Origin of the sequence: Bacteroides sp. CAG:633 (assembly GCF_000435115.1) — a bacterium.
Classification (GTDB): domain Bacteria; phylum Bacteroidota; class Bacteroidia; order Bacteroidales; family Bacteroidaceae; genus Bacteroides; species Bacteroides ndongoniae.
Window position 1 is genome coordinate 1 of the sequence record NZ_FR883127.1, and the last position, 14,364, is coordinate 14,364.

Annotated in this window: 8 protein-coding genes; all 8 read left to right on the top strand. The window is 44.1% G+C overall.

Annotated elements, in window-relative coordinates:
* Positions 1-174 precede the first annotated feature (174 nt).
* Positions 175-1,821, top strand: coding sequence for a CTP synthase (locus tag QVP67_RS12520; protein WP_022163903.1), 1,647 nt, complete (start codon positions 175-177; stop codon positions 1,819-1,821).
* 44 nt (positions 1,822-1,865) lie between these two features.
* Complete coding sequence (gene yidC, locus QVP67_RS12525) at positions 1,866-3,722, top strand: membrane protein insertase YidC (RefSeq protein WP_022163904.1); 1,857 nt, start codon at positions 1,866-1,868, stop codon at positions 3,720-3,722.
* A gap of 180 nt (positions 3,723-3,902) precedes the next feature.
* Positions 3,903-5,246, top strand: a complete 1,344-nt coding sequence (locus tag QVP67_RS12530) for an MATE family efflux transporter (protein ID WP_022163905.1) — start codon at positions 3,903-3,905, stop codon at positions 5,244-5,246.
* 1,118 nt (positions 5,247-6,364) lie between these two features.
* Positions 6,365-9,352, top strand: coding sequence for a type I restriction endonuclease subunit R (locus QVP67_RS12535; RefSeq protein WP_022163908.1), 2,988 nt, complete (start codon positions 6,365-6,367; stop codon positions 9,350-9,352).
* A 4-nt stretch (positions 9,353-9,356) separates the two neighbouring features.
* The gene (locus QVP67_RS12540; protein ID WP_022163909.1) at positions 9,357-10,562 is read left to right on the top strand and encodes a restriction endonuclease subunit S; all 1,206 of its coding nucleotides are present in this window, start codon (positions 9,357-9,359) and stop codon (positions 10,560-10,562) included.
* A gap of 12 nt (positions 10,563-10,574) precedes the next feature.
* Positions 10,575-11,648 (top strand): AAA family ATPase, encoded by a 1,074-nt coding sequence (locus QVP67_RS12545; protein ID WP_022163910.1) that lies wholly within the window; start codon positions 10,575-10,577, stop codon positions 11,646-11,648.
* Positions 11,649-11,658: 10 nt separating this feature from the next.
* A complete protein-coding gene (locus QVP67_RS12550) occupies positions 11,659-13,284 on the top strand; it encodes a type I restriction-modification system subunit M (protein WP_022163911.1) in 1,626 nt (541 codons plus the stop codon).
* Between the two features lie 10 nt (positions 13,285-13,294).
* Entirely contained in the window at positions 13,295-14,122 is an 828-nt protein-coding gene (locus QVP67_RS12555; protein WP_022163912.1) for a GIY-YIG nuclease family protein, read from the top strand.
* The last annotated feature ends 242 nt before the right edge of the window (positions 14,123-14,364 follow it).

Here is a 14,364-nt window from a genome sequence, read left to right on the forward strand (position 1 = left end):
TTTTATATCGAATTCACGTTAAACTCTACAGGGATATTAAATCCGAAAATCAGGTAAAATAGTTGTCTACAGCGGTTTTTCACAATTGTTTTTGCCAAACCTTATGAACTTCCTCATTTTTTTCATAATTTTGCGCTTTAAATTGAAAACAAATTAATTAAAAACAGTATAGCTGTGGGAGAAACAAAGTATATTTTCGTCACTGGTGGCGTTGCCTCTTCTTTAGGAAAAGGCATTATCTCATCCTCCATCGGTAAATTGCTGCAAGCAAGAGGTTACAAAGTTACAATCCAGAAATTCGACCCGTACATCAACATCGACCCGGGTACACTGAACCCTTACGAACACGGAGAGTGTTACGTAACTGTAGACGGTCACGAAGCCGACCTGGACTTAGGACACTATGAACGCTTTTTAGGTATCCAGACTACCAAAGCCAACAATATCACAACCGGGCGCATCTACAAAAGCGTTATCGACAAAGAACGTCGAGGCGATTATTTAGGAAAAACCATCCAGATAATCCCCCACATCACCGACGAAATCAAACGCAACGTCAAGCTGTTGGGCAATAAATACAAATTCGATTTCGTCATCACCGAAATCGGAGGTACCGTGGGCGACATCGAATCATTGCCCTACCTGGAAAGCATCCGTCAGCTGAAAAGAGAATTAGGTAAAGACGCCTTGTGCGTACACCTTACTTATGTTCCCTACCTGGCTGCTGCCGGCGAACTGAAGACCAAGCCGACCCAGCACTCGGTAAAAGAACTTCAAAGCGTTGGTATCCAGCCCGACATTCTCGTGCTGCGTACCGAACACGAACTGAATGCCAACCTCCGAAGAAAAGTGGCACAGTTCTGCAACGTTGACGAAGAAGCCGTTGTACAAAGCATCGACGCACCTACCATCTACGAAGTTCCTATCCTGATGCAGGCACAGAAGCTCGATGCAACCATTCTGAAGAAGATGGATCTGCCGGTGGGCGATACTCCGGGACTGGGTCCGTGGCGTGCTTTCCTGGAGCGCCGTCACAAAGCCGAGGCAACAGCTCCTCTGCACATAGCCCTGGTCGGCAAATATGACCTGCAGGACGCTTATAAGTCCATCCGCGAAGCCCTGTCACAAGCCGGTACCTACAACGACCGCAAAGTGGAAGTAGACTTCGTAAACAGCGAAAAGCTTACAGACGAAAATGTAGCCGAAGCTCTGAAGGGCAAGGCCGGTGTACTGATCGGACCGGGATTCGGAGAGCGTGGAATCCCCGGCAAGTTTGTAGCCATCAAGTACGCACGTACTCACGACATCCCCACTTTCGGTATCTGCCTGGGCATGCAGTGCATCGCCATCGAGTTTGCCCGTAACGTACTGGGATACGCCGACGCCAACTCACGCGAAATGGACGAAAAGACTCCCCACAATGTCATCGACATCATGGAAGAACAGAAGTCCATCACCAACATGGGAGGCACCATGCGTCTGGGCGCTTACGAATGCGTACTGAAGAAAGGCAGCAAGGCATACGAAGCCTACGGCGAAGAGCACATTCAGGAGCGTCACCGTCACCGCTACGAATTCAACAACCAATATAAGGAAGAATACGAAGCAGCAGGCATGAAGTGTGTGGGCATCAACCCCGAGTCCGACCTGGTAGAAATTGTCGAAATACCTGCACTGAAGTGGTACATCGGCACCCAGTTCCACCCGGAATACAGCAGTACCGTGCTGAAACCGCACCCGCTGTTTGTTTCATTTGTGAAAGCCGCCATCGAAAACGAACGCGAACATGCTGCAAATGAAGATGCGAACGTAGAAAAATGATAACATCATTCATAGAAAAACTTTAAACATACTTTATTGACTACATGGACAAAAATACCATCACAGGTCTGGTTCTGATTGCCATATTACTGGTGGTCTTCAGCTTTCTGAGCCGCCCCAGTAAGGAAGAAATAGCAGCCCAGCAACGCTACTACGACTCCATCGCACAGGTACAACAACGCGAAGCCGATCTGAGAGCCAAAGCCGAAGCCGCACTGGCCAACGAGAAAGAAAAGCAGAGTCTGGACTCTACCAGCCTGTTCTTCAATGCCCGCAAAGGCACAGATACGCAGATTACCATCCAAAACGACGTAGCCCAGATTAGCGTCAGCACCAAAGGCGGACGCATTTCAGCAGCTACATTGAAAGATTGGAAGGAACAGGACAAGACAACTCCCGTCACCCTGTTCAGCGGTGAAGATGCTTCGATGAACTTCCTGTTCTATAACAAGAAGGAGACCATACAGACCGAAGACTATTACTTCACCCCCGTCAATCAGACGGATACAGCCGTAACCATGCGTCTGGCAGCCGATAGTGCAAGCTACATCGACTTCATCTATACCATGCATCCCGAAAGCTACCTGGTCGACTTCAAGATTCAGGCAGTGAACATGGACGGAAAGCTGGCATCAAGCAACAAGTCGGTCGACATCGAATGGTCGCAGCGTGCCCGCCAGATCGAAAAAGGCTATACGTATGAGAACCGCCTGGCCGAACTTACCTACAAAGTAACCGGCGAGAGCACCGACTACCTCTCTCCTTCGAAAAACGACGAGAAAGAGTTGTCCGAACCCCTCGACTGGATTGCTTTCAAGAACCAGTTCTTCTCTACCGTATTCCTTTCCGAATCGAGCTTCGAGAAGAGCAAGCTGACGTCGAAACTGGAAGCACAGGGCAGCGGTTACATCAAGGACTATGCAGCCGAAATGAGCACCGCGTTCGATCCTGCCGGCCAGACACCTACCCAGCTCTACTTCTACTTCGGTCCCAACCACTACAAGACCCTGACCGCCCTCGACAAAGGACGCGATGACAAGTGGGAACTGAACCGTCTGGTCTACCTGGGATGGCCTCTCATCCGCTGGATCAACAAATGGTTCACCATCAACATCTTCGACTGGTTGTCCAGCTGGGGTCTGAGCATGGGTCTCGTACTGCTGTTTATGACGCTCATCGTCAAAGCCGTCGTATTCCCTGCCACGTGGAAGACCTACATGTCATCGGCCAAGATGCGCGTACTGAAGCCGAAAATCGACGAAATCAACAAGAAATATCCCAAGCAGGAAGACGCGATGAAGAAGCAACAGGAAATCATGGGACTCTATAGCCAGTACGGTGTCAGCCCGATGGGTGGCTGCTTGCCGATGCTCATCCAGTTCCCCATCCTGATGGCCTTGTTCCTCTTTGTGCCGAGCGCCATCGAGTTGCGTCAGCAAAGCTTCCTGTGGGCCGACGACCTTTCGACGTACGACGCGTTCATCAACTTCCCGTTCCACATACCGTTCCTGGGCAGCCACCTCAGTCTGTTCTGTCTGCTGATGACGGTTACGAACATCCTGAACACCAAGTACATGATGCAACAGCAGGACACCGGTGCCAATCCGCAGATGGCAGCCATGAAGTGGATGTCCTACCTGATGCCTATCATGTTCCTGTTCATCCTGAACGATTATCCTTCAGGCTTGAACTACTATTACTTCCTCTCCACCCTGATCAGTGTGGCAACCACCATCATCATGCGCAAGATGACCAATGAGGAAGCCCTGCTGGCACAGCTCGAAGCCAACAAGAAGGATCCCCGTAAAATGAAGAAATCGGGATTCGCCGCCCGTCTGGAAGCCATGCAGAAGCAACAGGAAGAACTGATGAGACAACGTCAGAACCAAGGTCGCAAATAAAATATCAGCCAACGGCTGCAAACCGGCAGATACCCTCTCCGCAACTTGCCAGCCCACGTGTCTGAGTGAATGACGCGGACAACATAGATTTTTATCCATCGCCCCTACTACGGGAAACGATGTATCATAAGAATTTGTGTATTCCGCGTCATTCTTATTCTAACCTATTCCAAAAACAATATGAAAACAACCTATCCTACCCACTACACCAACAAGCAAATCTGGCTCATAGCCTATCCCATCCTTATCAGTCTGATCATGGAACAGATGATCGGAATGACCGATACCGCCTTTCTGGGCCGTGTAGGCGAAATCGAACTTGGCGCTTCGGCCATCGCCGGCGTATTCTATACGGTCATCTTCATGGTAGCGTTCGGCTTCAGCATCGGTACCCAGATACTCATCGCCCGGCGCAACGGCGAAGCGAACTACAAAACCATCGGTTCGCTCCTCTACCAGGGCATCTATTTCCAGACCTTCCTGGCAGCCGTCCTGTTCCTGCTCTCCTACTGCTTCTCGCCTATCCTGCTGAAGCACATCATCGAATCGCCGCAAATCTACGAAGCAGCCAACAGCTACCTGCACTGGCGTGTGTTCGGCGCCTTTTTTTCTTTCAGCGCCATCATCTTCCGTGCCTTCTTTCTGGGCACCATGCAGACCAAGACCCTGACGCTGAACTCCATCGTCATGGTCCTGAGCAACATTGTCCTCAACTACATCCTCATCTTCGGCAAGCTGGGCTTCCCCGCGCTGGGCATTGCCGGCGCAGCCATCGGTTCGTCGCTGGCCGAGCTGATATCACTCGTCTTTTTCATCGTCTACACGCGCTACCGCATCGACTGCCCCAAGTACGGCCTCAACCGCATTCCCCGGTTGCAGCTGTCCGTATTGCGCCACATGCTCAACGTCTCTTTCTGGACCATGCTGCAGAACTTCCTGTCCCTGTCCACCTGGTTCCTGTTCTTCCTCTACATCGAGCATCTGGGCGAACGCCCGCTGGCCATTACCAACATCATACGCAGCGTCAGCGGCATCCTCTTCATGGTCATGATGGCCTTCGCATCGACCTGCGGCTCGCTCGTCAGCAACCTGATCGGCGCCGGCCACGCCTCCAGCGTGCACTCCACCATCCGCCAGCACATCCGTCTGGCCTATCTGCTGGTGCTGCCCCTGGCCTTGCTCTTCAGCCTCTTCCCCGAGCTGATACTGGGCATCTACACCGACATTCCCGAGCTGCGTCAGGCCTCCATACCTTCGCTGTGGGTCATGTGTTCCACCTACCTCTTCCTAATCCCCGCTAACGTCTATTTTCAGGCCGTTTCGGGCACAGGTAATACTCGCACCGCCCTCGGCCTCGAACTGTCCGTATTGGTCATCTATGTGGCCTATATCACGTTCATTATTCTCTACCTGCGCCTCGATGTTGCCCTTTGCTGGACTTCAGAGATCGTCTACGCCACTTTCATCTTCCTTTTCTGCTACTACTACATGCACAAAGGAAACTGGATGCTGAAGAAGATTTAAAGGCAGCGATGCCCCCGCGAATCTTGCAATCTTGCAATCTTGCATCCTTCCTCACACACACCCACGCGCACGCACGTACGCGCGCGTATATAAGGTGTGAAGAAGTTAAGGAGTTAAGAAGTTATGGAAGTTATAGAAGTTATCACTCCGCTTTGCTCTGTTAGAAGTGGAAGCCGATAGTCTTGCAAAAGGAGGAAATTGGCAATAGCAAGCCTATTTGTATATTAACACTTTATGTTTTCACCTGCCACCTCCCCTTCCGGGTACTCACCCCCTCTTAACTCCCCCGCTATCGGGCGGGAACAGCCTTCTGATCCTGAAAAGATTATCATGGGCAAGAAGAACTCAACTCCCCCATTATCGGGAGAGAACAACCTTCAGGAAGGAGGAGTGTTTCAAAAACCTTTGTTTGGGCACATCCCTGATAACTTCTTCCCCACTTCTAACTTCTGCAAAGCACCTGCCTCCCCTCCTTCGTGAAAGAGAGGTGCATAATGGGCGGGGTGGTAGGCAACACGACACATTATATACGCGCGCGTACGCATGCGCGTGGGTGTGTGTGAGGAAGGATGCAAGATTGCAAGATTGCAAGATTGCAAGATTCTACTTCCCCAGTTAGGAAAATATTTTTTCCCAGTTGGGAAAAAAAGATTGGGCAGTTAGGGAAAAATGGGAATGGTTTTGCGGCACGCAGGTGAGTAATACAAATGTTGCTTGCGAACGGGGCAAACAGAGAACAGGAGCGAGTCAAACAAAACGAACTACTGTTGATTAAAAGTTTGCTCATAAGATGATATTATTTTTTAACAAATCAACGATTATACATTATATGTAAAAGAAAAGAAAATTCCACGGTTTTCTTTTTTATAGTATTATATTTATTATCTTTGTAAAATGCTATAAGAGTTAAGTAATGGAAAACAATAAACCGAATTAATGAGAGCCTGAAGAAAAGTATCAAAACAAACATGGTTTGCAGCAAACTTAACACGAACTTTGCACTATCCATGAACCATACGTAACTAGCCACAACCAGAATTAGAAGTTCTGTTTGAAATTGGCACTATTCTTCAAGTAACTTCAAGAAGTTTAATAATAAATCAAATATCCAATAAGACATGATTAGAGAAAAACAAATAGAAGAAAACTTTATCAATAAACTGATAGAGTTGAAATATAGTTATCGTCCGGATATTTGCGACAGACACACATTGGAACAAAATTTCCGCAAGAAATTTGAGCGTCTCAATCGTGTCAACCTTTCCGATTCCGAATTTAATCGCCTATTAGAAGAAATTACAAATTCTGATGTTTTTGTTTCTTCTAAGCGTCTTCGTGAGATAAATACGTTTATGCGCGAGGATGGTACTCCCCTGCAATATACATTAGTCAATATCAAAGACTGGTGTAAAAACGAGTATGAGGTAATTAATCAATTGCGAATAAATACCAAGAACAGTTTCCAGCGCTACGATGTAATCCTGCTTATCAATGGATTGCCTGTCGTTCAAGTAGAACTGAAGACATTGGATGTGAGTCCGCGGCGCGCTATGCAGCAGATTGTGGATTACAAGAATGATCCAGGCAATGGTTATGCCAATACCTTGTTGTGCTTTATGCAGCTGTTTATCGTCAGCAACTACTCGAATACATATTATTTCGCCAACAATAATCTTCAGCATTTCAATTTCAATGCCGAAGAGCAATTCTTACCTGTTTACCAATGGGCAAGAGACGACAATAAGAAAGTTTCCTGTCTGGATTCTTTTGCAGAACAATTCCTTCCTAAATGTCATTTAGGCGAAATGATCAGCCGTTACATGGTGCTGATAGCCAGCGAACAGAAGTTACTGATTATGCGCCCCTATCAGATTTATGCCGTAAAAGCCATTGTCAGGTGTATTGAAGAAAACCGAGGGAATGGTTACATTTGGCATACCACAGGAAGCGGCAAGACATTGACTTCCTTCAAAGCTTCTACCTTGTTGAAAGACAACCCGGATATTGAAAAATGTCTGTTTGTAGTGGACCGCAAAGACCTTGACCGCCAAACACGACAGGAGTTCAACCGCTTTCAGGAGAATTGTGTGGAAGAAAATACCAATACCGGCACGTTGGTTCGTCGGATGTTGTCAACCGACTATGCCGACAAAGTGATTGTCACCACTATTCAGAAATTGGGCATTGCATTGGACCCTAAGAATCGGAAGAATTATAAAGAACAGTTGCTGCCATTAAAAGACAGCCGTATTGTCTTTATATTCGATGAATGCCATCGCTCTCAGTTTGGCGACAATCACAAGGCCATAAAGGAATTTTTCCCCCATGCGCAACTTTTTGGCTTCACGGGAACACCTATTTTTGACAAGAATGCGACCTATACGAAAGTCGATGGAGAAACGGCATCTTATAAAACGACAGATGATGTTTTTGAAAAGCAACTGCATGCCTATACCATAACCAATGCCATCGAAGATAAAAATGTACTTCGTTTCCACGTAGATTATTTCAAACCCGACGACAATAACCCACGTAGAGCGGATGGTAGTATCAAGAAGCAGGCTATTGTCGAAACGATTCTGTCCAAGCATGATGCCGCTACCAATCAGAGGCGCTTCAATGCCATTCTTGCCACCTCATCCATTAACGATGCCATCGAATATTACCAGCTGTTCAAGCAGATACAGGAACAGCATAAGCAGGAGGATGAGTCTTTCGAACCGTTGAATGTAACTTGTGTATTCTCTCCACCAGCCGAAGGAAACCCAGACATCAAGCAGATTCAGGAAGACTTGCAGCAGGAAAAGATAGACAACGAGCAGGAACCCGAGAGAAAGAAACAGGCCTTAAAAGAAATCATTGACGATTATAACAGACAATATGGCACCAACTATGTCATCGAAGAGTTTGATTCCTATTACCAGGATGTGCAGCAACGCATCAAGGACCAGAAATATAGCAACAAAGATTATCCGCACCCAAACAAAATAGACATCACCATTGTGGTCGATATGTTGTTGACAGGATTCGATTCGAAGTTCCTCAATACGCTGTATGTGGACAAACGGCTTGTTTATCATCATTTGATACAAGCCTTTTCGCGTACCAACCGTATCCTGAATGATACGAAACCTTACGGCAATATTTTAGACTTCCGTGGACAACAAGATGCAGTGGACGAAGCTATATCAATGTTCTCGGGAAGCGAAAAGGATGTAGCCAGACGGATTTGGCTGGTAGAACCGGCTTCCAGTATTCAGAAAAAATACAAGGAAGCTGTGGCCGGATTACGTAACTATATGCAGTCATATAATCTTGAATTCAACGCCTCCGAGGTGGCCAATTTAAAGGGAGACGAAGCCAAGGTCGGTTTTATCAATCACTTCAAGGATGTGCAACGCTACAAGACGCAGCTCAGTCAATATGTTGACCTCACAGACGTTGCCGATGTATCTGTTGTGTCCGACTCCCAATCCGAATACGGCTTTACAGACGATGATCTGCTTGCTTTCCGAGGTGCTTATCTGAACTTGGCTTACAGCCTGAAGAAAAAGCGGGAAAAAACAACAGAGCCGGTGTCTCCAGAGATTGAAGATTTAGACTTTGAATTTGTACTGTTTGCTTCTGCCATGATTGACTATGACTATATCATGGACCTCATTGCCAAACAATATGGCGGTACCGGCGTTAAGGTAAAACTGACGCGCGAACAGCTGGTGAATCTTGTTTTATCAAACTCCAATCTGATGGACGAGCGCGACGACATCATCGCCTATATCAACAGTCTGGAGGAGGTGAACGGCAAAACGGAGCAGGAAATCAAAGAAGGCTACAATCGTTTTAAAGAAGAAAGGTATGCAAAAGAGATAGCTTCGATTGCCCGTAAATACGAAATCACCACTGAATCATTAAATGATTTCATCCATGGCATAATGGAACGGAAAATTTTCGATGCTGAAAAGTTAAACGATTTGCTTGCTCCGCTCAATCTGGGATGGAAGGCACGGGCTAAGGTTGAATTAGCTTTGATGGCTGATTTGATTCCATTATTAAAACGTAAAGCGGAAGGAGAAGAAATATCAGGACTGTCGGCGTATGAAGAATAAGAATATGGAAAAGGAGAATGAAATAAAGACGGTAGTTCCAGCGTTGAGATTTCCTGCATTTAGAAATACTGAAGGCTGGAAGAATGATATTGTAAATAATTTAGTTGATATAATTATACCTCCTAAAAAAATAGCGTTACAAGAATATTTAAATGAGGGCGATTATCCGATTATTGATCAATCGCAAAAGTATATTAGTGGATGGATTAATGATAAGGATGCAGTATTTAGAGATGTATCCCTAAATAATCCTTTCATTGTATTTGGAGACCATACGTGTATTCTTAAAAAAGTTTCATGTCCATTTGTTCAAGGCGCTGATGGGATCAAGGTTCTAAAATCAAAAGATTCTATTGATGGTAATTTTTTGTACCAAGCGTTGTTAGTGTGCCCTGTAACACAAGAAGAATATAAAAGACATTTTTCTATATTAAAACAAAAAAAAGTATTTTTCCCATCTATTAAATCTGGTGAACAACAAAAAATAGCCGATTGTTTTTCATCCCTTGATGATTTGATTGAAGCAACAGCCCAAAAAGTTAAAGCTTTGGAAAAACATAAAAAAGGGTTGATGCAGCGATTGTTTCCTGCTGAAGGAAAGAATATGCCTGATTTAAGATTTCCTGAATTTCAAGAGAAGAAAGAATGGAAAGAGAAACAACTTGGAAATATTGGTGAAATTATAACTGGTAATACTCCTTCAACTAAAGATATTACTAATTATGGAGGAAATAAATTATTTGTTTCACCCGCAGACATTTCAAATAACCGATATGTCTCAGATACGAAAATTAAACTAACAGATAAAGGATTCTCTGTAGGACGTTATATACCGGCAAACAGTGTATTGTTTGTTTGTATTGGCTCAACTATTGGAAAAGTTGCACAAAACAAATTTGAATGTATCACAAATCAACAAATAAATTCAATTGTTCCTTATGAGGAATATTTATCTGACTTCATATACTCAGTTTTAGAACATAAGGCCTCTCAAATAGCGATGTTAGCAGGTCAACAAGCAGTGCCCATTATCAATAAAACTCTTTTTTCTTCTATTTCTATCTTAGTTCCTCCTCAAAAAGAGGAACAGCAAAAAATCGCCAATTGCCTCTCCTCTCTTGATGAATTAATTGAGGCGACATCTCGAAAAGTAGAAATATTGAAAGAGCATAAGAAAGGATTGATGCAACAATTATTTCCTAAAATCTAATTTTGCAAGAATATGGATTTATCGCAGATAGCCAAACAGATAAAGGATGCTTCAGAAAACATCTTTCTGATTTATGCATTCAATTCAACGGGGAAGACACGTCTTTCCGTTGAATATAAAGAAGCCGCTAGGAATACAGATGGTCGTCAAACAGGTGTTTACTATAACGCTTTTAGTGAAGATTTGTTTGTTTGGGACAATGAACACACGAAGTTGGATATCGTTCCCAGCAGTTTGAACCAATATCATAGCCAACTGAATGAGCGGGATGTTATGGAAAAATTGAAGCCTTACAATCCTAAGTATGATTTTTTGTTCAAATCCTATGATAACCCAGAACAAGGATTTGCTTCCATTTCTTTTTTCATGAAAGGCGATGAAGAGCAACATCCGGTTAAAATTTCCAGAGGAGAAGAACGTATATTTATATGGTGCTTCTTTCTGACCTTGATTGAAGTGGATAGCTGGACGGGAGAGCAAAGCGATTATTTCTTTATTGACGATCCTGTCTCCAGTATGGACGATCATAATATCTTCATCACAGCATTCACTTTGATGAACTTGATAGAAAATCATTATGAAAAGAAGAAAATAATCATCACAACTCATCATATAGGGCTGGCTACCATTCTTAGCGATTGGTTGTCCAAAGGCGAAAAAGCTAACAAGTTTAAACCAACCCGACGGGGTGAGAAAAATAAATATAAGATTTCAATTCTTGAAAAGATTGGAGACCAATACGAGCTATCCAATCCAAGAAATAGTGTTTTACTCTATCACTTAAGAGTTCTGCAAATATTGGATACAGCCATTCAGGAAGATTCTTTGGAAGTATATCACCTTGCTTTATTAAGACAAGTGTTGGAGAATATAGCTTCATTTTTGGGAGTTGGACAATTTCAGTATGTTCTTCAACAAATTGGCTTTACGGAAGAGTCAGGAAGAATGGCTGATATAATCAACGCTTTGACACATCAGAAGGTTTACTATCCACAAGTCGGCGTGATGGTTCCAGATAATAAACAGATTCTTATAGATGTATATAATGCACTAATGGGAAAATATCATTTCGTTTTGCATAATTAAATGTTAATATATGACAGCAATAGAACAACATAAATTAGGAAAAGTCCTTTGGGCGATAGCCGATGCATTGCGCGGCTCCATGATGGCCGATGATTTTCGCGACTATATGCTCTCGTTTATCTTCCTACGCTATCTTTCGGAGCAATATGAAGAGGCTGTGAAGAAAGAGTTGGGAAATGATTATCCGGAAACGCCACAAGAAAGTATAACTAAGTTGAAAGCCAATACTCCTCTACAAATATGGTACGATGAAAATCCTGATGATATAACTGAGTTCGAGCAGCAAATGCGCCGTAAGGCTCATTATGTGATACTACCTAAATATTTGTGGGGAAATATTGTAGAATTAGCTCGTACACAAGATAAGGAATTACTTGATACGCTGGAAAAAGGATTTAAGTATATCGAGGAACAATCGTTCGACAGTTCGTTTCGTGGATTGTTCTCGGAAATCAATCTACATTCCGACAAACTGGGTAAGACATACGAGGAAAGAAACACCATGCTTTGTAAGGTAGTTACGGAAATAGCCACGGGAATTTCGGAGTTTTCTACCTCAACAGATTCATTGGGCGACGCGTATGAGTATCTGATTGGTGAGTTTGCAGCCAACTCCGGACAAAAGGCTGGAGAATTCTATACGCCTCAAATGATATCTTCCATTCTTTCCAAGATTGTGTCATTGGATAGTCAAGACCCAACGACAGGAAAAAAAACAAAGATCGATCGTGTGCTTGATTTTGCGTGCGGTTCCGGCTCTTTGCTCTTGAATGTACGCCACGAAATGGGAAAGCATGGAATCGGGAAAATTTACGGGCAGGAAAAGAACATTACAACCTACAACTTAGCCCGCATGAACATGTTGTTGCACGGAGTCAAGGATACAGAGTTCGAAATACATCATGGAGACTCTTTGCTGAATGATTGGGATATTTTGAACGAAATGAATCCTGCCAAAAAAATGCAGTTTGATGCAATCGTTGCCAATCCTCCTTTCAGTTATCGCTGGGAGCCGACAGAAGAAATGGGGAAGGATTTCCGTTTCAGGAACTACGGCCTTGCACCCAAATCTGCGGCCGATTTTGCATTCCTGCTCCATGGCTTCCACTTCTTACATGAGAACGGAACAATGGCTATCATTCTGCCTCATGGCGTCTTGTTCAGAGGCGGTAAAGAAGAACTGATTCGCAAAAAACTTTTAAATGATGGTAATATTGATGCGGTTATCGGCTTACCTTCTAATCTATTTTATTCAACAGGTATTCCCGTATGCATCTTGGTGCTGAAGAAATGCAAGAAGTATGACGATGTCCTCTTTATTAACGCAAGCTCAAGTGAAAACTTTGAAAAAGGAAAGAGACAGAATACATTACGTAAGGAAGATGTTACAAAGATTGTAGAAACGTACCAGTACAGAAAAGATGTCGAGCGATATTCACGCCGTGTATCCATGTGTGAAATCAAGGACAATGATTACAACCTGAATATCTCCCGCTATGTAAGTACAGCCAAAGAAGAGGCTCTGATTGATTTGTCAGAAATGCATAAACAGCTTGTTGCCATAGATGATAAAATTGAAGATGCCCGGAACAGACATAATGCTTTCTTGAAAGAGTTGGGATTGGATTTAATTTGATTGTAATAGTATGGGCAAAACAGTAACCACCTACCTCATTGACGGCGACCCCAAGGGCACGCAATACTCGTTCATCAGCAACAAGATTTGCCAGATGTTTGTAGTGCCGCGCTCAAACCTGTCTTATCTGAACGAACAGGAAAAGTTACAGAAGCCGGCTTTCTACATATTGATAGGAGAAGATGAAGCGACCAAGCCACAGGCTTATATCGGCGAGACGGAGAATTTCAAGGAACGCGTGAAAGACCACGACAGCAAGAAGGCGTTTTGGCAAAAGGCCCTCATCTTCGTTTCGAAGGACGAGGACATGACGAAGGCAGACGTGCAATATCTGGAGCACAAAGCCATTGCCGAGGCGAAAAAGGCGAATACGTTTGTCCTAAGCGAGAATAAACAGATACCTAAAGCACCCAACTTGCCCGAACATCAGCGGGACGCTATGGACGAGTTTTTCGAGGATATCAAATTCTTGGCTTCCTTTATGGGGTGCAACATCTTCGATATAGCTCAGCCCAAGGAAGAACATTTGTTCTACACGAAAGGGCGCGGATGCAATGCAAGGGGCTATTACCACTCGTCGGGCTTTACTGTTTTGAAGGGCAGTCTTGTAGCAAGCGACAGCGTTCCGTCTTTCCATTGGACGGAGAAGAGGGAGAAAATGATGAAAGAATACGGGGCATTGGATAACAAACATTATGTCCTGACCTCCGACATCACTTTCTCCAGCCCCAGTACGGCAGCTATGTTTTGTCTGGGCAGACCCTCCAACGGTTGGAGTGAATGGAAAGATAAAGACGGAAATACATTAGATGTTGTTTATAGAAAACAATTAGAATAAATATAACAACGTTGACTCTTATATGTTTCCTCTTAATCGTCCTCAATATCCACATACTATCTGCAAAATTAAACAGGATATTTAAGAGTTTAAACAAAGCCCCAGAATTCTTCATTTACCAACATTTGAACTATCCGAATTTTCCGGATAGTTCATTTAACTGTAAATCAGCAGTAGCATTCAAGATTTATCAATTATCCCCTAATCACTGCATCGTAAGTATTCGGCCAACTACAGGTATT

Bases quoted from the DNA above. Each gene is read 5' to 3' on its own strand.
- QVP67_RS12535 (WP_022163908.1), top strand. From the start codon at position 6,365: ATGATTAGAGAAAAACAAATAGAAGAAAACTTTATCAATAAACTGATA.
- QVP67_RS12555 (WP_022163912.1), top strand. From the start codon at position 13,295: ATGGGCAAAACAGTAACCACCTACCTCATTGACGGCGACCCCAAGGGC.
- QVP67_RS12540 (WP_022163909.1), top strand. From the start codon at position 9,357: ATGGAAAAGGAGAATGAAATAAAGACGGTAGTTCCAGCGTTGAGATTT.
- QVP67_RS12530 (WP_022163905.1), top strand. From the start codon at position 3,903: ATGAAAACAACCTATCCTACCCACTACACCAACAAGCAAATCTGGCTC.
- yidC (WP_022163904.1), top strand. From the start codon at position 1,866: ATGGACAAAAATACCATCACAGGTCTGGTTCTGATTGCCATATTACTG.
- QVP67_RS12550 (WP_022163911.1), top strand. From the start codon at position 11,659: ATGACAGCAATAGAACAACATAAATTAGGAAAAGTCCTTTGGGCGATA.
- QVP67_RS12545 (WP_022163910.1), top strand. From the start codon at position 10,575: ATGGATTTATCGCAGATAGCCAAACAGATAAAGGATGCTTCAGAAAAC.